The organism is Citrobacter amalonaticus Y19 (genome assembly GCF_000981805.1).
In the GTDB taxonomy this organism is placed as follows: domain Bacteria; phylum Pseudomonadota; class Gammaproteobacteria; order Enterobacterales; family Enterobacteriaceae; genus Citrobacter_A; species Citrobacter_A amalonaticus_C.
Window position 1 is genome coordinate 156,120 of record NZ_CP011133.1, and the last position, 19,353, is coordinate 175,472.

Sequence of the window (19,353 nt, forward strand, 5' to 3'; positions counted from 1 at the left end):
GATTAGGTTGATTATGATTAATGCCAATATGCAGTCACATGGTACTGAACATAGCTTAGAGCGCTTTTCCCGTATTCAGAAGGATGCGTTGGTACTTCTTCTTTTGTGCAAAGAAAAAGGCACTGCGATAGTGCCGTTCACCAGATTGCTGGGGTTTATTAACTCAGTTCCTGACTGCAAGGATGTCGCTGAGTCTAACCTTCGTAAATCACTCAAAACATTGCAGCAAAATGGCTATGTATGGAAGTACCGGAACAAACACGATCTTACAGTTTCATTTGAGTTAACTTCACCTGGAGAAATCCAGGCATCTTCATTTCGGGTGCGAAGATTAGAGGCATGGGGCCAGGCAGACGAGTAAACCCGTCTGCTGGTGGTTACACAGAAAGGTACTTTTTACTGATAGTTAAAGCACTGCGTCGTCGCAACGCAATTGGACGATTATCAGAAAGTCTGGAAGCATTACTGGCGCGAATGAATATGCGTTTCATCCTGCGGTCAAAATGTTGATCTGACCAGCCGAAGGGATACGTTCCCTTAATACCATCTACGGGCCCGGCAAGAATGCGAGCGGTTTCACTACGAAGAGCACCACCCCTTAATCCAAATGAGCTAAGTTTATTTCTTATCAGACGGGCAGAAAATTTCCTGGGCTTTAAAACACCCTTAATACAGTACAGATGTTTACTCATAGCATTACCCTTTTATTATGGGAACGATTAGCTGCGCTGCATAAAGTTGATGGATTGGCGTTTATTTTCTTCGATTATCCTCATTGCCTCTTCAAGCCATCCGGCATCTTCCCCCAGGCTGGTTAGCTCTTTGTGTTTTAGTTTGAGTGCAAATATCGCGTCATCAGCACCGGCAGTAAACAATTCTTGTCGGACTTGTTGTGTACTGGTTGTACCATTTATGACACCAACCATGTAATTCACGATATCAATAACCTGGGGGAGTAAATCTGGATCCTCATGATTAATCTCCTCGATACTGACAAACGGCAGTAACCGGTCAATCAGCATATGGGCCAGGTTGGTTATATTTAGCAGGAATAGGTTATCGTTCTCGATGTCGCTTTTGCTGTTCACTTCTGATGCGGTAAACGACTGAACCAGCCGATTATATTCACACTGCCACTCCTTACAGGCACTGATCATCCAGTTCTGTATCTCTTCATCAGATGCGTTGGATGATGGAATGTCCATTGCAGCAGGAAGAACTTGATCCCACGGGTACACGTGAGAATCAATCATCACGCCTTCCGCGTTACGCATTAGCTCAGATAAAGCCACTATGATGCGGCGCATCAGGTGGTTCTCAGTGAGAAGAGTAAACTCTTGTTTCGATGCACCAACGAGCTCGACGTTGAGTCCAGTCAGCGAGTCGTTAGTGTTTGGCATAGTAGCAGGCCTCCAGCCCTAAAAGATGATTATGAACCAGTCCGTGGTTGCAGGGTTTAGTTGTGTCAGTCAGCGTATCCGATTTTACGCTTTTGTCTTGATCACCGGTGTTTACTGAGGGTAGTAAAGTTTTGACGACGTTTTTCATAAAGACCTTATACTGTCACGACAGTCATATGTAATTTTAGATAAGTTCTATAAGACATCTCAAAAAATAATGGTAATCCGCGAGCAGATTACCATTCAGGCATTCATCTATCATAATATGCTACGGTTATTATTTTATAATACCGCACTGCTTTGCTATCTCGATAACATCGCCATTTTTTATGATGATACCCAGAGTTTGTGCATCCTCAATGTGGCTAGTGGCACATCCACCGACAGATTTTACCTGCTCGATGAGACGCTCTGAGGCAGCAGCAGTGTACGCCAGTGTACTGTCTGGAGTGTTGAGACTGAACAGATAAAAGCCTGAGACAATTCCCAAAATTACCAGTAGTCCGCTTCTGAGTATCACCGAAAAAAGGGCCGCAACGCAAATTGCACCACCGGCATAAATAGCAGCCTGGCCATATGACATAGACCCATTGTCCAGTATCGTCTGGAGTGCGTTATTGATTTCATTCACGGCAATAATTCCCCATTAGTTATGATGAAAACAAAACAGATATGCTGCTAATCATTAATGTTTGGTGCTAGTAAGGTATGTCTGTACCATAAGCACCAGTGCTTCCTGGAACTTCATCCCGATTTCCTAAATAATAATTTTCCATTGTTGGTGGGGAGTTGCGCGGTGTTGCTGGTCTCGCGCTCGTGTTTTGCGGCCTGCGGCTATAACTTGTATTCTGCCGCTGATCCCGTCCTCGGTTCTGCTGGAGCTGACTACTCGCCTGTTTCTTATCGCCTACATTGACTTTGCGAAGAACATGCCCCTTCACGGGGTTGACAAGTACGTCCATAAAGAAGCGTTCTTTACCATCTTCCTCGATTAGTCGGGTGCGCAATTGGGCCTCCAGGTACACTTCTGTCCCGATATGCAGATGAGCGCGGGCCACATCAGCAAATTGCCCAAGCAAGATTATCTGATAGTGTTCTTCCGTGATTTTCTCAAGGCCTGATTTATCTTCCACCAACGATTCAGATGTTGTGACATAAACCTTTGCGTAGATGCCGTGGGAAGGATGTTGTCGGATTTCAGGCTCACGGCCTACAGTACCTTCAATAATTACTTTGCTATAGCCACGATTAGTCATACACCCTCCCCAGCTCTGTATCGGATGAAATTATTATCAGCCCGTCTGGTCTGGTGACGAATGGTAATTCGTTAAATAATTGCACTACACATTCATAAAATAGTCAGGATATTATGTTTGTGGTGAGAAGGACGGCACAACAGGAAAAAAAATCCCGGCCAGGCCGGGAAAGGTGATCTTTATACCAGCGTACTCGCCAGCGTTCTCTTTGTTATGTCCCTATACTAAACATGTATGGCCCAGAGTGAAACATTTTTTGAAACCGGTAATTAAAATACATAGTGTTTCCTTTTGTTTACCTGAAAAGAAACGCAAATGTATTACTGCGGGAGATGTCTATTGGCCATACGTTTCAGGGTTTGGAGTATTGTCTGGTAAGCAGCGAGCTCATTTTTATACTCAGCAATCTCCTTTTCATTCTTAACATAGCTGTTTTCAAGTTTAGCTATAGTATCAGTGTATTCTTGCATACTCTGTTCGACTTTTTTTGTTGCTGTTCGAAATGCAGCGCTTTTTGTCGTTCTGATACCAAGGGGGAATGTTTTCCCGATTTCCACGTCATGCTTATAGACGCTGCTGATGCTTGTATTCCAGACGCTCGGTTTTTTGTCGCTAGGCCGAATTTTGATAAATGTGGTTCCGGGGATTTTATCCACTAGAAAAGCAGTTTTCTCGCTGCCTTCTGCCGCATTCTTTTTCATTCGAATGGTTTTCACGCCGACTTCTATTAATTCGACGCTGGTTTTTATTTTCGACGGGTTGTCTACGTCCATATCAATCAATACCCGCCAACATGACTGGCCCTCTTTTATCGATGAGGGACACGCTTGTGGAAAATGGTCTTTGTACATAGTAAAACCCCAACACCTGAAATATGTAGGATATAGATTAAGGGCAATGATACTGCTTACGAAATTAGGGGCGACTCAGCCAGTCACAGGGGGGGGCAGGATTGACTCTGCGACCTGTTGCCTTAGTGCGTTGCTGATACCAACTGCCTCAGCGAGATAAGCAAGATTATCCACCAGCACACATCGAGTCCCGGAACTGAGAGCTCCAGTTACTCCCCAACGGAGCATTTCGCCTGGAGCTGGTTCATAAGTATCCAGCTCACACTCAGGAAGGTCTACCGGCTCTCCCAGATAATCAATTAAGACCGGCCTGATATCGCTATATTCAGCATCAATACCAAGTGGGAGGTCTTTCCTGACATATTGCCTCAGAACAAATAAATCCCTTTCGCTACATTGAGGGAAAATTTCAACCGGCAAGTTTGTGATAAGAACTGCTGCACCTTTTGAGTCGCCAATTTCCTGGATGAGTTTTGCGGCACACCAGACCGCACCTTTCAGGAACTCCAGATTTACATGCGATTGCTGTAATGACATATGACCTCTTTCTTATTGTCTGGCCCGCTTAAACCCATCGTTGCCATATGATTTAAAATACTCAGTAAACCCCTTATCGCTTTCACGTGTGTCGGCCACAGCTTTCGAATTTGCCTCTTGCATGTCCCTTTCACCTTTTTCCTGGCTGAGTTTCATGAAGGTCTTAATGTTATCGTCATTAGGGTCGGCCAGTACTTTCTGATAAGCCTCCTGGTAGCGCTCATCCAGGCTTAACCCCAATCCGAGACTATGGCATCCACTAATGCCGATGATGAAAGTAATGATCAGAAACTTATGCAGATATGCAGATTTCATCATTATTCCTACCGTGATGACCCGAGCATTTTGTTCCAGGCCGTGATGAGTGACTGAATGCCGGAAGACGGTACAGGAGCAACCCATTTACAGCAGCTGAACCACAGGCGGTTAAACCGGTGAGGCATTTTTGTGATGTAGTTTTCCTGAAACTCAAAGTTGTATTTATCACCGACGACACGAGGAATTTCTTTGCAGAACGGACAGCATTGAGCACCCGCGCTCATTTCGGGTACGATGATGAACTCAGTTTCACCAAGCGTATCTGGATCCCACGGTTCGCGTTCACGCCAGCATGTGCCTTCGGGAAGCACAATATTCTCGTCGCATACGATGTATTCGAAGGTGGGGAAAAGCAGTTGATGCACACCGTGTTTGCGCCAGCGCACTAACGCCAGAAACTCAATATGTTCTGAGCTATCAGCTTCCCGTGGAACACTGAAACGGTACACTCCAGCCTTAGTCGGTAACCCTTCACCGTGAGTTCCAACTGGAGTCCAGCTTGGTTCTGTTGAGATACGGCGTAGTGCAGTCATAGATACTCCCATTAAAGTTTTATGCGGGCAATTTCCTGGATTAGGGCTCCTGGTGTTCTTCCTGATGTGACCTGGAAGATAATTAAGACAATGAATACAGTGAGCCAGATTGTCAGGAGTGGCGTGAAAACCAGTATTACTGGCGAGATATAGCTGGTTATGACCAGAAGAACGTGGGAGCAAATTGACACAAACGCCAGGATTAATATTAGCCTCGTGTTAATGATCATTTTGCCCAGGTAGACGTTCCGGGTAATTTTGTCAGTACGCACCTTCTCTATCATTAGCAATCCAAACGCTACCCAGATGGGATATGGCAGCAAGGTAAGGGCGAGACTTGCATATGCTATTGTGGTCAGTGCCTGTCGAAATGAGATCCAAAATTCGGCGTTTATTGTGCTGTTAAAATCTGCGGCAATTTTGTAGTTGCCCGATAACAGGAAACCACACATTAACCCTGCGATGATCAATACCCAGGTCGCTTTGTTATGCATCTCAGCGGTTTTCAGCGACCACAGCATAATACCGGTAGTAAACATAATGTATGAGGCTATCAGTGCAACGTGGAGGTCTGATACAGCCCCTTCCCGTACTGCAATATTTAGCGCGATCATGCATTCGAAAAGGATAACCACCAATGACACGACGAGTGTTCTCACTGACAAAAAAGGATACTTTGCCGCTGACACAAGGCACTCATGTATTTGCCTAAAGCTAAGGTTATTTGAGATGAACATTTTTCTCTCATTCTTTTCGGTGTTTAATACGACTTTAACGGGAATTATTCCGGTGACGAAATTTTGTTTACTTTTGGAATGATCGTGTTAACAGCCAGCATCGCATTTTTGAAAAAGTGTGCATTGCTACTTCTTAACTTAACAGAAGCATTAGAACTGACCGGGCTTAATGCCAGTAATGCGGTGCTGCGTCCCAGCCAGCGGTAATATGAGAATAAACCCCATGAATTCAGGAATTCTCGTTTCATAGTTGACATCAATTCAGATCTATCAGTCTGATTAACTTTTGGGAACGTAATAAAAACTGCGCTATCTGGGTTCCGGGATAACCAACTGAAAACCTCTTCATTGGTGTAATAATACTTACCCTGCGTAAACACTCGCCCATTGAAACCTAATCTCACGACTGAGGAAGGCATAATGTTATGGCAATAATCGAGCATGGGATATCCCATTTTCATCTGAGCGATATCAATACGGTTATCACTCGGAATGCTTGCAGGTGCATTAGCGTTTGTAAAACCGCGAGTACTGATCGAGTAATGACCGTCATCTGCATTCTGATAAACCCAGAATGGTTTGCAATACTCTTCTGAGTCTATAGCGGCTGTAAGATACGCTTCATCGTAACTTTCAAAGACATTTTTCGCTTTGGCCTGGTGGCCTGCAATTTTTCTGAATTGAGGGTCTGGCCTTATTTTTAAAGGTGTAGAATACACTGGTTCAAATGCCGTGACCGTATGGCCAGAACTCGTATGGTTAAGCAAATACCCAACCCATTCACGTTGGATTCCTTTTCCAATATACTCGCCGCTGTTCATCCCTGCGTTGGTATCATAACGCCCGATGGATGTTCCACGCGCAGAAAGCATATTTTCAAATTCAGCACGGATAATGTTGGTATTTTTGCTAGTTAACGAATTCTGGAGATCATGCATATGTGGCCACCATTCATGTTTCAGCTTCGACTCTCATCATAATCACATGTTGAAATTTATTGTTACAGTGAGAATGAGGACGTTTTGCACCCAAAAATAAATAGTTTTTTCAACCACAATTTGTGGGCATAAATGGTTTGGCTTGGTGTAAAAAAATAGCCGACTATGTCGGCTATCGTGGCGATTCAACTGCTGGTGGTCAGAAAATACACATCGAGGCGTATGCCGCCTTCTGGGAAACTTCAGTAGGGTTACGACTGATAAAAATACTACGGTTATTTTCTTTCTCGCTACGCATGAAGCGGTAGAGGTGGATGGCTACTCCATGATCTTTCTGCACATCACGTCGGTGCAGTACAAGGTGCATTCTTTTTGGCGGTATGTGTGGGAAGCGTTTCGCCAGAATTTGTCCTAGTACGTTAAGTGACTCACTGTTCTCGCGCAGCTGGTAAAGGTCTTCCACGATGAAAAAGATATTATTGCCCCTGTCCATCTCGTCAGGTACGGGGCATACCTTTAATCGGCACTCGATGACTTCACAACTCCAGTCACGATGAGGCAGAGACATGATGATGTTTTCTTTCTGCAAGACGTTCGACATAAATCCCACCTCACGGTAAAAGCTGTATCAGTTTATCTACTGAACCCAACGACTGCGGATTCTGCATCATGTACCGGCTCCCTGCGGTCTTGCGGGAAGAACTATCTGATCGGTAATGCACCTAACCGGCGTAGTGCATCAGTAACCTCATCTATGCCGAATAAAGACATCGGCGGAGCTTTATCTCCTGAGAGTGAGCAGGCTGTACACAATGCATTGTATGAGCTTACTCGTTCACGATGTAGAGACTGAAGACTTACGACCAGCAGGTCTCGCTCTGGGCCCGAGGTCGTTCCTATAAGGTCAAACAAGCTTTGGTTAGCCACTTCCGTAATCCTCGATCAATATTGAGCCAGTTCAGGGCAGTCAAAAGTGTGTTCATTTTCCTCCGTTTCATCTTTTAATGAACGGAAAAGGTCGACAAATCAGGCGGTATTAAAGACGCCATCGTCTTTTAGCCCCATCCGTGTGTATACATCATTAATGTGCTTGTGAATATATTGAAGATCACTGGCCTGCTCATGCCGTCTGATCCGATCTTCATGGTGAGAATTGGATAACCGAATGCAGCGTTCCCGTTGTTCAACGATGTACTCAGCACACTGAGTATGTTCAAACATGACCTCACCCCATTGCCTGGCAGCGCGGAGATACAATCCTTTTTCTTCCAGGCTCCTGGCAAGTAGCACCGATTTGGTCGCTGGTATCTGATACATCTCTTCAGCGAGCAGGAACGCTGCGGTACATTTTCTTTGTCCCATATCTACCTCTACCCTTTGTATAGAGACAACATCTGGGCAGAAGTGAATGAGATTAACTCTTCAGCCTGCCATTCGCTGATACTCTCCTGCTGGATAACCGAGTCCAGAAGCGAGCAGAATACCCGGCCCTCACAGAACGCATCGAATAGGGTTTGCCATGCACCGGCGAAACGCCCGGCCAGTTTGTCTCGCTGGCGTTTGCTGCGACAGCGCTTTAATGCCTGCTGAAACAAGGATTCGTTTTCCGCCCGGCTTTTCTCATGCAGAACGTCCCATAACTGGTTGAACCGTGTTTCACTACAATTTCTGGCCGTTACCATCGTCATAGTATTTCCTTCAGTACCGGTGGATGCTGTATCAATGTGGTTAGCTGTTAACTATTTTCCACGTAATCTTCAGGTGACGAAATTTCAGCTATAAATTGCTGGTGGCTATTTAATCCGCCCCACATTTCTCTCGGTTGTACGCCCCACCTGGAAGCAACCATTCTTTTGTCATGCTAATGACGGGCAATGTATAGACCGGGTTTACCGCTTGCAGAAGCGCTTCCTCATCCGTGATATTAATTGGGGAAATATTCTGGCTTAGATCCAGCACGTTTATTCGTTTACGACTGATAGTGACCCCAAAGCGGTCTTCATAGCTGGCCATTGCGTGAATACGCTCGGGGAAATAATGTTTGATAGTTGCCCATATGCGGGCACTGTTATAAATGCACGTTAAGCATGAGCTGCGCCCCCACCCAAGCCTGTACGGAACAGGGGCTGTCACGCGATGTTTTTCTAAAATCTCCCAGACCTGTTCTTCAGACCATTCAAGCACTGGCCGCCAGGCATCAACTTGTCTTTTTTTACAGCTACTGATATGTGGTTCAAGTTGTAAGTAATTGTATCTATTATAACTTTCAGATCTTCGTTCGCCCGTAATAAAAAGTACCTTTTTCCCGTCAAAGCGTTTCTGATTTGTGAGTGCTCGCCGACCAACATCAATTTTTAGTGCTGATGAACACCAACGTGTTTTAAGGCTTGGAGATTGCTGAGGGAACCGTAGTCGGGTGGCGGGAGTGCTTCGCTGGATATCTCGTTCCGCGATTATTAATCCATCTGGGGTTTCGATACAGTGAGGGCGACTGTAACCATTTTCTTTCAGCATTTCACCTTCCATCCCTCCCTGAAGCCAGGAGAACATCAACGGTATCTGAAATGCTGAAGCAATTTTGCGGTTATAGTCGGCCATAAATGGCCAGTCCATTAAAGAACTTCCTTCACGGCCATCTACATCGTGATGCCAGAGTTCCACCCGGGACAGATCGACACCGATGTCAATCAGGTGAAGAAGGCAGGCAATGGAGTCTTTTCCCCCGCTAAGACAAATGATTATCGCGTCATAGCAAGACAGATCGATATCAGGAGCACTCCTGTACGATTTGCCTGCTAGTGGAGTGGTAATACCTGCCATGCTACCCAGTACAGGGACAATAAATGTATCATCGATAAAATCACTCACTTGCCGCGCTCCTGCTCTGAAGTGAATTTGTCAGAATTGCAGCAAGCCTAATCTCGCCCAATGATGAAGCCAGGTCTGCCAGTGCAAGTTTACCGGCTTCTTCCATACCTAGCGCCTTCACTCGACTGGTATCAAGAACAGCGATTCTTTGACCGGTTGCCTTACAGACAAGCGCATATCGACATACGCTTAATGTGCGATGGATGATGAATGAGAACATCTGATTGTTGATTTGAGCACTGAATTGGCAAAGCACAACTACTTTATGCGATAACCCGTTCTGGATTATGATTGTTGCAACATCGTCTTTAGGCATATCTATCTCCGGCTTTTTGTCTAAGCCTAATACGACGCTAACAGCTGACGAAATTTGCTTACAGATATAACTTTCACTGCAAATATCGTGTTACAAGTGACTAATTACTGCTTTGGAGACAGAATGGATTTTTCTAAAATCACTGTAGTAAAACCCGGTTTAATTGGTGACAACAACGCGTATTGGGCGATGCACTTTTGCTCAATTATTGAAACCCTTTATGATAATAACCGGATGAAGGTTCGTTTTAATTCTCCTCTCATGGGGAAACATACACCAACAATGAGAAACCTAGTTTCATTAGCTGGTGAAGGGTATTTTTCTTTAATTAAAGACCAGTTCAGAAACTTCGGTCTTCAAAATTTGCTCTGCCACTATCTGATGAGTTATGAAGGTAGGGAGGTTTTAAACAATATACTTATTAATTTATCTGATTACCGCAATGTCGATATCCTCGCTAATATGAGCCAGTTTGGTGTATTTATTAGCTGCCGTGACTTTAGAAGTGGCACTAACTTTTCGGTAGAGCATAATCCTTATCTACTTGGCCATGAAAATGTCTTCTATAATTCAGTTTATAATAGCGTAAAGTTTGCAGATCTATGCATTCTTTTCCGTATGAGAACGAATCCTAACCAAGAATCAGCTACTTTATTTGGCATTCTTGGAGAAGTCGAGGGAAACAATGGTCAGGACTTGATGAGACCGGCCTTCTGGGGCAGGAAAGGTTTGTATTTGTCTTTTGGTATTGGAGTAAATCCTAAACCCAAGGGAGAAAAACGTTCTAATCAATTTCAGTTTAATGACTGTACTTGCCGGTGGGTTAACGCTGCTGATGGGTATAAGTATGTCGCTATTTTTGAGTCAGAACACCATCTTGTTTCAGATTATCTCGATGCAATAGGTACTATTGAGCACATTAATAAATTTGGCCCCAATCATCCTTTTCTAACACATAATCCAGCCCGGCAAATTCTAAATATTGTGAGAGATGGTTGGGATAAATCCGTAGATATATTGATAACTGAACTGCGACGTTATCTTGCACCTAACGAATTAGCTTCGCTTGGAACAAATCCAGTGATACCCTTTATTCCCTCATTCAAGCATTAAAATAACGGGGCTGCTGCCCCGTTATTTTACTCACGATATAAGATGTAATAGCATTTTCTGACCTGCATACTGTTGTTCAGGTATCCGCAAAGTGCTTCGCGACCATCCTGACTACGACCTATCCATAGGCCAGCCAGCCGTTTATCTGGTTGTTCGGACAGTATGAAAATTTTGCTGTTAATCAGACCAATAAATGGGCGCTCCACGCCCTGGGGGACTACAAAATTCCCCAGCGGCTTATAGCTTTCCAGGTTCAGGACAATCGCTGCTGTCTGGTCACCGGAGTTGTCAGTATCGACCGGTTGCTCGCTGGCAGCTGGCTGTTGGTGGTTTTGTGCAGGCTGTTGAGCATAGAAATCGTTGGGATCGAGCGACTCCGCGCTGGTTATGAAGGGCAAAAGTACTAAAAGGCCAAAAATAGCTTTTTTCATATGTCCACCATAGGGTTATGCGTTGAAATATGATTAGGCTATCAGTACCAATGCTGGCAGGCTAAAAACAATGGGGACAAATCGAGGGCTTTTATGGAGTATTTATCGCTATTTGTGTCCTGCAATGGCATCCATTTCACATAATGTACAGTGGCATTTAGCTGGTGGCTCAAGTCGCTCGAACTGAGTGAGATTATGCAGTCTTAATCGAGGTATCCGCCTGACGGCGTGGTGGCCACACGAGAGTTCGAGAAACCAGATGCGCCCGTTACGGCTCCCATCCTGAACCTTTACGTTTACAACTTCTCTCCACATGCGAATCATGGCTTATCTTCTGCCGGGTGCGGTAGTTCATCGTTAAGCTGGGAAATTTTGACATAATCACCCTGATTGATAACGATCACTTCATTAAGATGGGGGCTGTAACGTACCTTCTCGGCTTCGTCGAGATAGTCCACATGTCTGCGAGCCTTGTTATTCGAGAAACCGAGTGCTTTCCCTATTGCGTGAACTGACGGGCCACGGCCACCGTTTCTGTTCATGTATTTTTGGACGTAGGTGAGGATTGCTTTCCTGTCGCTGGTCATGTCCGGGAGTTCGGCAATGTCATCATGACCTTGCCCTTTCGCTATGCGCAGCGTCATAGACTTTCTATCTCCATCAATAATGATCCGTCCCTGGTCATGCAGCTGGCGGATACGCCGGGAAACAAGGCCTTTTGAATACCCCAGCGAATTACATATTTGCTCGTAAGACGGTGCAGCACCCTGCTCTTTGATTTCTGTCACAATGAAAGCAAAGAGCCTCTCCAGGTGAGCGTTAGCTTTTGGCGGGTTCTGCACGTCTCCAGAAGCATTGTCATCTTTGTCTTCAGTCATATCCATTCCGTCCAGCTGGTTGTGGTTCATTGATTAATGCGGAGTATCGTCGTTGTTCGTCGAGCAAAGGCTAAAAGGCACAACGTCCGCTTGCACGTCCGTCAAGGAAGGCGCACCGCAGAGCTGGCCTTTTACTTTAGTCAGGCCCACCAGTGCATCCTCAAGCAGCTCTGATTCCCGAGATGTCACATTACTTCCCAGTTCCATACCGATTTTCTCGCCCGCGTCCTTGAGGATACTGATAGCACGATCGATAGATTCACTGTACATAATCGCCACCTTGTTCGTTTTGTTAACATAGCCAATTAGTTCGTCTTCAGCTATAGCTGAATTGTTTTATCCACAGTTATGCGGCCTTTTTCTTGCCAGGCAGCGAGCCAGAACGCGTTCCCTTGCCTCCTGCTGCTCATCGATACAAAGCTGGATACCCAACCCCAGGATGTAACGTTCCTGAAGTTCTGCTGAGTTGAGGTAATTGAGCGCGGTGAATCCTGTTGGCATAGAACCGTATTTGACCAGACTGTCGTCATAACGCCTCTGGGCCAACTCACAAATGAAGTTATATTGGGCAACAGCTGCATCGCGGCCTAGCTGATTGAACAATGCAATTGCCTGGGCTTCTGAGCGTGTCTGCATAATTTGCGTCCGTTTTGTTTACCTGACACCAGTATTATCTGAGAGGACTGGCTGACGAAATTTTTAGAGGGGAGACTTTTACATGGGGTATGGCCAAAATGCTAAATAACCTCCAGCTTCCAGTATTCATAGGCACTGTACACATGAACGCCTTAGCGGCCAAACGGTTGAATAATAATGACCGGCGGTGACGGTATAACGGCACTTTTAAGTACTAATTACCGGGGATTCTCAGGGCGCTGGACAGAAACACCTGAGTGTCCAGGCAGGCGAGGGAATTAAACGAGGGCGTAAAAAAGGCCGCTGGAGCGGCCTCAGTTTTCTCTTGAACTCCTGGAGTCTATGTAGTCGATAAACTCAAGAATATAGTAGGCAATCAAGCCTGTACCTACATAGATAGCGCCGAATTTCAGTAACTCACTCATTGAAGTGTACTCCTGAATAACAATCTATTTCACATAGTAGCAAGCCAGATCTCGCGCTACCAGCAGGACTGGACAGAAAACTCATTCTGTCCATCAGTCAGATGCTCAGAATGCATAGGAGGCGTTCCACGCCGGAAGCTCCGCAGAGCGTTAGCGAGGACTCAGAAAGCATTACGGCATCAGCCGTAAAATCCCTACACTAGCAAAGCTAGTGTTACTGCCAGTCTGTCCTGCGGCCTTTTGATTTCTGGCATCCACCCAGCTACAGCTGTGCAGCCAACGTCATAAATGCTGGCGTAATTCGCATCCACGGATGCGCCCCCGAATTGAAGTGATACTGGGCTCCGGGGCGGTCTGCTCAGATCAGCACACCACAAAATGTTGCATGTGCCAAAATGTGACGATCACTAGCTGCTGGAATCCTGCGGCTTTAATTCTCTCACGTACCTTGATCCTCAGGTATTTTGAATGTTTACAACGGAAGCCATGTGCTTCAGGCTTGTTTTTTTCCCCCCGCTTTGACCCCATTTCCATGATGTTCTCAAACCTCGCACTGTTACAGTAGGACAACTGCTACTGACGAGGTGAATATGACCAGATACCTTGGATACTGCGCCCTTGCGCTCCTTACCGTCCTGCCTACCGCATCCGTATATTCTGCCGTACAGAATGATACTTTTGGCCTGTACGCTCCAGATCCCAACGACACGCCTGACATCCAAAATTCAGTACCTGTAACACCTCCTCCGGGGGGCGACAGCCTGTACAGTGATGACGTACCCGATTCATCTACCGCCCCAGAAAACACCATTACCCCTCTGAATAGCATTGATGTTATGTCGTTTTCCATCGGGCCGGTTAGCCTTCGGATGACAGCTTCTGAAGCTATCTCCGCAATTACTGATAAGCTAGGCCAGTCTTCCGGTGATGAAATACAAAAACGTTACAGCAACAACTCATTGAACAGTATTTTCTGGGGAGATGCTCACCAGGAGACAGTCGTCTACTTTATTCCCGATACCGCAGTTGACCCCATTGAACCGGTGGCTTACAAAATTCGCTTCTCTTTCAGCAACCCAGAACTCTTACTGAAGTCTGCGATTGAGAAATATGGATCGCCCTCAGTCTCAGATGCTCAGAAGGGTCGCTACATCTGGTGTAAGGCACTAGCGGAGAAAGCGGATAAATGTGATGAGAGCAAATCTGAGCTTACGCTGACAACGCGTGAAGTTGAAGATACAGGCATCCTGACCCTCAGTGATCCAACGGTCTCACTGGATGCTTCGCGCACAGCAACGGCCACCCCGGATAAAGATCAGGCAGCGGCGGAAGATAACGAAGGGCCATTACCTCAACTCTGAAGCCTTTCTCCCCTGACCAGCTCCCTTTCGAGAATATTAAACCGGCTGAATAGACCAGCCGGTTTTTCTTTACCAGAATAATTCGTTAGCGCCTGAAGATTCGTTTTCCAAACGGTGTTATATCCTTTATGTGAAAACCCGTATTAGTCAGCATTCTGGCCATGACCACTGATGCTGGCAGGCAGGATGCCTCCAGTTTATGACCAGGAGTTGCACCCAGAATACTTTGCAACATTGAGCGCCCGAACCCTTTTTGCCTTTCATTCCTGGTAACACCAAACATCCTGATTTCCAGATGTGAAGCAAGTCCATTTGCGCCATTTTTGCCAGTCAGCAGAGCAAATCCAATCGCAGTTCCATTATTTGGGGCATCAAAGACAAACAAGAAATCGGCACAATTCTCTCCCCGTTCCCGCCTGGCAATTGCTTCTGTAATCTGACTTTCGAACTGAGATAGTCCTTCAGCTTCATCAAAGTTAAAATACCCATCCCTGATACCATCGCGGATCACCGCAATGATAAAGGGGACATCCTGTCTGGTTCCAAAGCGCATTTCTGGGGCAGATATCACCGTCATCAGGTTGTCTCTCATAGCCGTTATTTTTCAAGCAATTTGATTACATGGCGGTGGAGAGGTCAACAGAAACAAATGAGGCATTTCACTGATAGCTGATTGACCGGTATTGTTTTTTTAGAGCCAGGCCTGAAATCAAAAAAGGCCAGCAAAAATGCCAGCCCTTTTCGCTCAAACCGGTTTTCTTATAACTCGTTGAATTGGCATTCCTGCTTTATCGAAATAGCGGGATGGCCATATCTCCTGGGGCTCCTCACCAATCGCGTTAGCAATGATGATTTCACCTCTTGGCCAGTCTCGGGTCAGCGCGTTTGACAGTGTGCTACTTGAAAGACCGTTAGCTCTACTCAGTGATGCGAGCGAAAGTCCTTTTTTGTGCAGCGCGGCTATGATATCTGCCTTATGCCAGTCCTGTTTTTCCATATCCATTTCCTTGGTGGTGAATCGGAACATGGTTTGCAGTACCAGCTAATGACGACTGGCGAGCCGTAAGGCTCCCACGCCCCGACTCACCATTGACAGAAAACAGGCGAGCGAGTGCGAACCGTTCAAAAACATGAACGGCGTGTCATTAGTCGGGGCTGCAAATCCCCACTCTTACGATTTAGTAAGGGCTACAATAGTTTACAGCATTTAAACGGTGTATCAGAAGTGTTAATGGCGTAAGTTTGCGAGCCGGTTTTGAAATTCAGCATAATAACTATGCTTTATGGCCTATTGAGGAAAGCACTTCGATGCTGTTCATATAGCCAAAGCCGAATATCCGCTTTCTGCCGATCCCGAAAGCGTATGCCTGTTCCAGTGCGCCGACATCCTCAATCACGCATTCAGCATCGTACTGGCTCATCGGTACGATGATCTTGTGGGACGTACCTTCCACGCTCCCGGGCTTAATAATATGAAACCTGGTGCTACGAACGATATGTAACCGTCCGCAGTTCACTCCGGCCCGTTCCAGGTGATAGTGGATATAATCAGGGATTTCATGAGCAGGTGGACAAATTTCTCTTTTCCGGCCACCAGCTTCCTCGCGTCGAATCGTGGCCAGCGAGCCGCAGATCCGAATTTTCTGGCCAGGCACAAACGTGATTTCCTTCATAACTTCGCCAGGGAGTCCGAGTGCAACAGCCGTTCTCAACACAACCTGGGTGTCTGAGGCACTCTGTTTGCGGGAGTAGAAGGTGTACGGGAGTCGCGACCCAGAACGTTCCTGGACTACCTTATCCAGTTGCTGGTGGATCCCATACACGTCACCTGGGGCGATTCTGAACCTGAGCGCACATTCATAGTATTTCACGCCACATTCCTTGCTGAACATAATGAATTTTCAATATTAGTCTCAGGGTATGGCATGGACGGCGAGTGACGAAATTATGAGGAGGAATACGGCCAGTCCGTTGGCCGGTATGGTCAGAGAATCATTTCGATACTTTCGCCGTGGAATATACCGATCACATCTGTCTGGAGGCGGTTACTTCTCGGCTTTACTTCATTGGCCACGAACTCCGGCAATGGCCGGATTTTCACGTGCTCATCCTGAATGATAATGAACGGCATAGATGAAGCGGCAGAAAGACGCAGTACCTGGTCGGGTTGTTCAGGATCAGCCATCGCGATGTTTGCCGCTGGATGCACTTTAACCGGACGGCGTAAGCGAAGCTTTTCTTCCGGTACACGCGCAATAGCCTTAATTAACGAGTTGAGTCTGACGGATTTATCTTCATCTTCCTCGATGTCCTTGCCCATCTTCTGGAGCAACTCGATTTTGTTAACCCGGCTAAAAAGCGTCTTTTGCCTCCAGCCGAAACTGACCAGATTGACGTTAGCGTTATCAAACATACGCAACTGCCGATAGAGATGCAGGGTCATGACACCCGGGCAGGCGCTATGCAGCGCGTTGAAGCGCATGTATTCCGGTCGGCGATCACCACCGTAGTTTTCGATGATGTGGCGCTGAATGCTCTCTTTATGCTGGTTGATGGATGTCACCAACCGTGTAACCAGTTGAGAGAATTCCGCATCTGTATTGTCGTACCATAATACGCCGGTAGTACGGCGGGCGGACTTCTGGGAATAGCCATCCCTGATATGCAGGTCAGCGTATGCCGCGCAGGCGGCATGGACAGCATCGTGTCCCTGTTTCAGCTCAGGCATGATGTGTTCGATGGCCATATCTTCTTCGCCATCAGCAACGGCTGGCAGGACGCAGACACTCGCCTTGAGCGGAAGCCGGGAACCCAGCACTCCACGCAGTTGTGTGATCTCGCTCTCCAGCGTCTGGAAAGTTGTTGAGATGTTCATTTCTATCCCCGAAAAAGGGCTCTAAACTCCCTCCGCTGCACGGAGGACTGTATGTACATACATACTCATAACAAGCGAAACCGAGTATATCAAGTTCGTTTTGTTTACAGACGTATTTTATCGATGACGAATGATGTTTTCACTGCTGATTAGCCAATCCTGACGCGAGGGATTTCGTTAATATTGGTGAGATAGGATGGGGATAATAACTCCCGCCGCATCGCCCAGTCTTTGTCGATGCCCTGGCCTGCAAACCATAACTTTCCCCGGCCTGACCGGTTAATTCTATCCATCACGCCCATCAGAGCTTCACCATTGGCGAAGAGCCGGTTCTCACCAAACAAATCGAGCTGGCTGGTGGCGCTATCATAAAAGTCAGATAGCATCACTCCGGCTTTATGGTATCGGTATCCCTCCTGCCAGATATGTCGGAGCCCTGCAACCGCAGCCGCAATGATTTCCCGGGTATCGGCGGTGGGATTTTCCAGTTTGACCGTCTGCTGGCCACTGTAAGGGGCCGTTTTCGAATAGTAACTTGTGCCTATAAAAACCGTTATGCACCGGCAGTATTGCTTTTCATCACGCAGCTTTTCACTTGCGCGTTCGGCGTACTCACACACTGCCTGGTGCATTGCGTCGTAGTACTCAATTTTCTGGCCAAATGAGCGTGAGCTGATGATCTGTTGCTTAACCTTCCTCACCTCTTCCAGGGCTATGCAGGACTCGCCATTCAATTCGCGCTGCGTTCGCTCCAACACGACACCGAATGTGTTACGGATTAGGGAGGCTGGCGCATTGGCCAGGTCGAGGGCCGTCCTGATACCCATACTGTTAAGTCTGGTGGCATATCTCCGGCCTACACCCCACACATCATTAACGTCAATATATGGCAATAATTTACGTTGTCGCTCCGGGCTGCTAAGATCAACCACTCCACCTGTCTTAGTCCATGTCTTTGCAGCTTTATTTGCTAATTTTGCCAGTGTTTTAGTCGTCGAAACACCCACTCCAACTGGAATATGTGTGTTCTTTAGTACGGTATTTTTGATTTCTCTCCCGTACTCTTCAAAACTATAATTTTTCTGCATTCCCTCAAAAGACAGGAAAACCTCGTCAATGCTATATGTTTCTGTATTACTTGAGAAATTATTCAAGGTATCACACACTCTACGCGATATTTCCGCATACAAGGCATAGTTAGAACTAAAAACATGTACTCCGTTTGTTTCGAAGAAAGCTTTCTTCTGAAAGTACACATCCCCGTTCTGTATACCTAATTTTTTTGCTTCCGCAGAACGAGCCACAACCATACCATCGTTGTTCGAAAGGCATACAATCGGTTTGTTCACCAGATCGGGCCGAAAGACTCTCTCGCAGGATGCGTAAAAGGAGTTGCAGTCTACCAGGCAGAACATCATAAGGCCTTGTACACGATGAATGTCACCACGCCAAAAATGGCCAGCTCCTCGTTTTCTTGCAGATAGATCGGTGACATCCGGCTATTCATTGGCAGTAGCGCTGGAACCGGGCTTAGCTGCAACCTTTTAATGGTGAAATCACCATCGACGGTCGCAATCACAATATCCCCCTCTTTCGCCTCAAGTGAGCTATCCACGATGACCAGATCGCCATCGTGAATACGTGCCTCTACCATCGATGAACCCGTTACCCGTAAGAAGTAAGTTGCAGAAGGATGTTTGATGAGGTGCTCGTTTAAGTCTATGAATTCATTTATATAGTCATCAGCCTGGCTAGGGAAGCCAGCTGGTACAGCCTGACTGAATAGCGGGTATTGACCAGGAGATTGTTGTGTCACTGAGATAAGTTTCATAATGCTCTGCCCTTCGTGGTGCTGTATATCCATACAGTATTATAAGCAG

At 46.4% G+C, this 19,353-nt stretch carries 28 protein-coding genes; 3 read left to right on the forward strand and 25 right to left on the reverse strand.

All coding sequences use genetic code 11. The features are described 5' to 3' along the window. Positions 1-13 precede the first annotated feature (13 nt). Positions 14-361, forward strand: a complete 348-nt coding sequence (locus F384_RS26990; RefSeq protein ID WP_020996137.1) for a hypothetical protein — start codon at positions 14-16, stop codon at positions 359-361. Positions 362-377: 16 nt separating this feature from the next. Here F384_RS26990 and F384_RS30100 read toward each other — a convergent pair whose 3' ends face one another. The 15 genes from F384_RS30100 to F384_RS27060 all read right to left on the reverse strand — a co-directional run bounded on the left by F384_RS30100 (position 378) and on the right by F384_RS27060 (position 9,754). Continuing rightward, positions 378-692, reverse strand: coding sequence for a hypothetical protein (locus tag F384_RS30100; RefSeq protein ID WP_128697086.1), 315 nt, complete (start codon positions 690-692; stop codon positions 378-380). 27 nt (positions 693-719) lie between these two features. Continuing rightward, complete coding sequence (locus F384_RS26995) at positions 720-1,400, reverse strand: hypothetical protein (protein ID WP_008786807.1); 681 nt, start codon at positions 1,398-1,400, stop codon at positions 720-722. A 277-nt stretch (positions 1,401-1,677) separates the two neighbouring features. Next, a complete protein-coding gene (locus F384_RS30105; RefSeq protein WP_046499132.1) occupies positions 1,678-2,031 on the reverse strand; it encodes a hypothetical protein in 354 nt (117 codons plus the stop codon). Positions 2,032-2,098: 67 nt separating this feature from the next. Next, a complete protein-coding gene (gene ssb / locus F384_RS28175) occupies positions 2,099-2,656 on the reverse strand; it encodes a single-stranded DNA-binding protein (protein WP_052747018.1) in 558 nt (185 codons plus the stop codon). Positions 2,657-2,976: 320 nt separating this feature from the next. After that, positions 2,977-3,429 (reverse strand): hypothetical protein, encoded by a 453-nt coding sequence (locus F384_RS27010; protein ID WP_226991676.1) that lies wholly within the window; start codon positions 3,427-3,429, stop codon positions 2,977-2,979. 153 nt (positions 3,430-3,582) lie between these two features. Beyond that, on the reverse strand, positions 3,583-4,044 hold the full coding sequence (locus F384_RS27015; protein ID WP_046499136.1) for a hypothetical protein: 462 nt from the start codon (positions 4,042-4,044) through the stop codon (positions 3,583-3,585). Positions 4,045-4,056: 12 nt separating this feature from the next. Next, entirely contained in the window at positions 4,057-4,362 is a 306-nt protein-coding gene (locus tag F384_RS27020; RefSeq protein ID WP_046499138.1) for a hypothetical protein, read from the reverse strand. A gap of 5 nt (positions 4,363-4,367) precedes the next feature. Continuing rightward, complete coding sequence (locus F384_RS27025; RefSeq protein ID WP_226991677.1) at positions 4,368-4,895, reverse strand: hypothetical protein; 528 nt, start codon at positions 4,893-4,895, stop codon at positions 4,368-4,370. Between the two features lie 11 nt (positions 4,896-4,906). Further along, a complete protein-coding gene (locus F384_RS27030; RefSeq protein WP_155404064.1) occupies positions 4,907-5,584 on the reverse strand; it encodes a hypothetical protein in 678 nt (225 codons plus the stop codon). A 92-nt stretch (positions 5,585-5,676) separates the two neighbouring features. Then, positions 5,677-6,570, reverse strand: a complete 894-nt coding sequence (locus F384_RS27035) for a hypothetical protein (protein WP_046499150.1) — start codon at positions 6,568-6,570, stop codon at positions 5,677-5,679. A gap of 199 nt (positions 6,571-6,769) precedes the next feature. After that, positions 6,770-7,171 (reverse strand): hypothetical protein, encoded by a 402-nt coding sequence (locus tag F384_RS27040; protein ID WP_046499155.1) that lies wholly within the window; start codon positions 7,169-7,171, stop codon positions 6,770-6,772. Positions 7,172-7,596: 425 nt separating this feature from the next. Beyond that, entirely contained in the window at positions 7,597-7,932 is a 336-nt protein-coding gene (locus F384_RS27045) for a PerC family transcriptional regulator (RefSeq protein ID WP_046499160.1), read from the reverse strand. An 8-nt stretch (positions 7,933-7,940) separates the two neighbouring features. Beyond that, positions 7,941-8,258, reverse strand: coding sequence for a hypothetical protein (locus F384_RS27050; RefSeq protein ID WP_226991678.1), 318 nt, complete (start codon positions 8,256-8,258; stop codon positions 7,941-7,943). 109 nt (positions 8,259-8,367) lie between these two features. Further along, positions 8,368-9,438: a phosphoadenosine phosphosulfate reductase family protein gene (locus tag F384_RS27055; RefSeq protein WP_046499163.1), complete on the reverse strand. Its 1,071-nt coding sequence runs from the start codon at positions 9,436-9,438 to the stop codon at positions 8,368-8,370. Continuing rightward, entirely contained in the window at positions 9,431-9,754 is a 324-nt protein-coding gene (locus tag F384_RS27060; protein ID WP_046499167.1) for a hypothetical protein, read from the reverse strand. The genes F384_RS27055 and F384_RS27060 overlap by 8 nt, the downstream gene beginning before the upstream one ends. A 123-nt stretch (positions 9,755-9,877) precedes the next feature. Here F384_RS27060 and F384_RS27065 point away from each other — a divergent pair, with 123 nt between their 5' ends. Further along, the gene (locus tag F384_RS27065; RefSeq protein ID WP_046499173.1) at positions 9,878-10,867 is read left to right on the forward strand and encodes a hypothetical protein; all 990 of its coding nucleotides are present in this window, start codon (positions 9,878-9,880) and stop codon (positions 10,865-10,867) included. 26 nt (positions 10,868-10,893) lie between these two features. On the opposite strand, the gene F384_RS27070 is transcribed toward F384_RS27065, so the two are convergent. From F384_RS27070 to F384_RS27085, 4 genes are all read right to left on the reverse strand, one after another. After that, positions 10,894-11,298 (reverse strand): hypothetical protein, encoded by a 405-nt coding sequence (locus F384_RS27070; protein WP_046499177.1) that lies wholly within the window; start codon positions 11,296-11,298, stop codon positions 10,894-10,896. Positions 11,299-11,618: 320 nt separating this feature from the next. After that, entirely contained in the window at positions 11,619-12,176 is a 558-nt protein-coding gene (locus tag F384_RS27075; protein ID WP_046499181.1) for a hypothetical protein, read from the reverse strand. 33 nt (positions 12,177-12,209) lie between these two features. Further along, entirely contained in the window at positions 12,210-12,446 is a 237-nt protein-coding gene (locus tag F384_RS27080) for a hypothetical protein (RefSeq protein ID WP_046499184.1), read from the reverse strand. A gap of 66 nt (positions 12,447-12,512) precedes the next feature. Further along, positions 12,513-12,812: a hypothetical protein gene (locus F384_RS27085; RefSeq protein ID WP_046499188.1), complete on the reverse strand. Its 300-nt coding sequence runs from the start codon at positions 12,810-12,812 to the stop codon at positions 12,513-12,515. Between the two features lie 1,015 nt (positions 12,813-13,827). On the opposite strand from F384_RS27085, the gene F384_RS30580 reads away from it, so the two are divergent. Beyond that, positions 13,828-14,598 carry a hypothetical protein gene (locus F384_RS30580; RefSeq protein WP_226991679.1) on the forward strand — a complete coding sequence of 257 codons (771 nt, stop codon included), beginning with the start codon at positions 13,828-13,830 and terminating at the stop codon, positions 14,596-14,598. An 85-nt stretch (positions 14,599-14,683) separates the two neighbouring features. Here the strand turns inward: F384_RS30580 and F384_RS27095 are convergent, their stop codons facing one another. From F384_RS27095 to umuD, 6 genes are all read right to left on the reverse strand, one after another. Then, entirely contained in the window at positions 14,684-15,190 is a 507-nt protein-coding gene (locus tag F384_RS27095; protein WP_226991680.1) for a GNAT family N-acetyltransferase, read from the reverse strand. A gap of 153 nt (positions 15,191-15,343) precedes the next feature. Continuing rightward, the gene (locus tag F384_RS27100; RefSeq protein ID WP_046499563.1) at positions 15,344-15,601 is read right to left on the reverse strand and encodes a helix-turn-helix domain-containing protein; all 258 of its coding nucleotides are present in this window, start codon (positions 15,599-15,601) and stop codon (positions 15,344-15,346) included. 271 nt (positions 15,602-15,872) lie between these two features. Next, entirely contained in the window at positions 15,873-16,271 is a 399-nt protein-coding gene (locus tag F384_RS27105) for a type I-E CRISPR-associated protein Cas6/Cse3/CasE (protein ID WP_155404065.1), read from the reverse strand. A 311-nt stretch (positions 16,272-16,582) separates the two neighbouring features. Beyond that, complete coding sequence (locus F384_RS27110; protein ID WP_046499196.1) at positions 16,583-17,473, reverse strand: DNA replication terminus site-binding protein; 891 nt, start codon at positions 17,471-17,473, stop codon at positions 16,583-16,585. A 149-nt stretch (positions 17,474-17,622) separates the two neighbouring features. After that, the gene (gene umuC, locus F384_RS27115) at positions 17,623-18,888 is read right to left on the reverse strand and encodes a translesion error-prone DNA polymerase V subunit UmuC (RefSeq protein WP_046499200.1); all 1,266 of its coding nucleotides are present in this window, start codon (positions 18,886-18,888) and stop codon (positions 17,623-17,625) included. Next, positions 18,888-19,304: a translesion error-prone DNA polymerase V autoproteolytic subunit gene (gene umuD / locus F384_RS27120; protein WP_046499565.1), complete on the reverse strand. Its 417-nt coding sequence runs from the start codon at positions 19,302-19,304 to the stop codon at positions 18,888-18,890. Before umuD ends, umuC begins: the two co-directional genes overlap by 1 nt. Positions 19,305-19,353 lie beyond the last annotated feature (49 nt).

Excerpts from the sequence above, each read along its gene's own strand:
- F384_RS26990 (WP_020996137.1), top strand. The coding sequence starts at position 14 with ATGATTAATGCCAATATGCAGTCACATGGTACTGAACATAGCTTAGAG.
- F384_RS30100 (WP_128697086.1), bottom strand. The coding sequence starts at position 692 with ATGAGTAAACATCTGTACTGTATTAAGGGTGTTTTAAAGCCCAGGAAA.
- F384_RS26995 (WP_008786807.1), bottom strand. The coding sequence starts at position 1,400 with ATGCCAAACACTAACGACTCGCTGACTGGACTCAACGTCGAGCTCGTT.
- ssb (WP_052747018.1), bottom strand. The coding sequence starts at position 2,656 with ATGACTAATCGTGGCTATAGCAAAGTAATTATTGAAGGTACTGTAGGC.
- F384_RS27010 (WP_226991676.1), bottom strand. The coding sequence starts at position 3,429 with ATGGACGTAGACAACCCGTCGAAAATAAAAACCAGCGTCGAATTAATA.
- F384_RS27015 (WP_046499136.1), bottom strand. The coding sequence starts at position 4,044 with ATGTCATTACAGCAATCGCATGTAAATCTGGAGTTCCTGAAAGGTGCG.
- F384_RS27020 (WP_046499138.1), bottom strand. The coding sequence starts at position 4,362 with ATGATGAAATCTGCATATCTGCATAAGTTTCTGATCATTACTTTCATC.
- F384_RS27025 (WP_226991677.1), bottom strand. The coding sequence starts at position 4,895 with ATGACTGCACTACGCCGTATCTCAACAGAACCAAGCTGGACTCCAGTT.
- F384_RS27035 (WP_046499150.1), bottom strand. The coding sequence starts at position 6,570 with ATGCATGATCTCCAGAATTCGTTAACTAGCAAAAATACCAACATTATC.
- F384_RS27040 (WP_046499155.1), bottom strand. The coding sequence starts at position 7,171 with ATGTCGAACGTCTTGCAGAAAGAAAACATCATCATGTCTCTGCCTCAT.
- F384_RS27045 (WP_046499160.1), bottom strand. The coding sequence starts at position 7,932 with ATGGGACAAAGAAAATGTACCGCAGCGTTCCTGCTCGCTGAAGAGATG.
- F384_RS27050 (WP_226991678.1), bottom strand. The coding sequence starts at position 8,258 with ATGACGATGGTAACGGCCAGAAATTGTAGTGAAACACGGTTCAACCAG.
- F384_RS27060 (WP_046499167.1), bottom strand. The coding sequence starts at position 9,754 with ATGCCTAAAGACGATGTTGCAACAATCATAATCCAGAACGGGTTATCG.
- F384_RS27065 (WP_046499173.1), top strand. The coding sequence starts at position 9,878 with ATGGATTTTTCTAAAATCACTGTAGTAAAACCCGGTTTAATTGGTGAC.
- F384_RS27070 (WP_046499177.1), bottom strand. The coding sequence starts at position 11,298 with ATGAAAAAAGCTATTTTTGGCCTTTTAGTACTTTTGCCCTTCATAACC.
- F384_RS27075 (WP_046499181.1), bottom strand. The coding sequence starts at position 12,176 with ATGACTGAAGACAAAGATGACAATGCTTCTGGAGACGTGCAGAACCCG.
- F384_RS27080 (WP_046499184.1), bottom strand. The coding sequence starts at position 12,446 with ATGTACAGTGAATCTATCGATCGTGCTATCAGTATCCTCAAGGACGCG.
- F384_RS27085 (WP_046499188.1), bottom strand. The coding sequence starts at position 12,812 with ATGCAGACACGCTCAGAAGCCCAGGCAATTGCATTGTTCAATCAGCTA.
- F384_RS30580 (WP_226991679.1), top strand. The coding sequence starts at position 13,828 with ATGACCAGATACCTTGGATACTGCGCCCTTGCGCTCCTTACCGTCCTG.
- F384_RS27095 (WP_226991680.1), bottom strand. The coding sequence starts at position 15,190 with ATGAGAGACAACCTGATGACGGTGATATCTGCCCCAGAAATGCGCTTT.
- F384_RS27100 (WP_046499563.1), bottom strand. The coding sequence starts at position 15,601 with ATGGATATGGAAAAACAGGACTGGCATAAGGCAGATATCATAGCCGCG.
- F384_RS27105 (WP_155404065.1), bottom strand. The coding sequence starts at position 16,271 with ATGAAGGAAATCACGTTTGTGCCTGGCCAGAAAATTCGGATCTGCGGC.
- F384_RS27110 (WP_046499196.1), bottom strand. The coding sequence starts at position 17,473 with ATGAACATCTCAACAACTTTCCAGACGCTGGAGAGCGAGATCACACAA.
- umuC (WP_046499200.1), bottom strand. The coding sequence starts at position 18,888 with ATGTTCTGCCTGGTAGACTGCAACTCCTTTTACGCATCCTGCGAGAGA.
- umuD (WP_046499565.1), bottom strand. The coding sequence starts at position 19,304 with ATGAAACTTATCTCAGTGACACAACAATCTCCTGGTCAATACCCGCTA.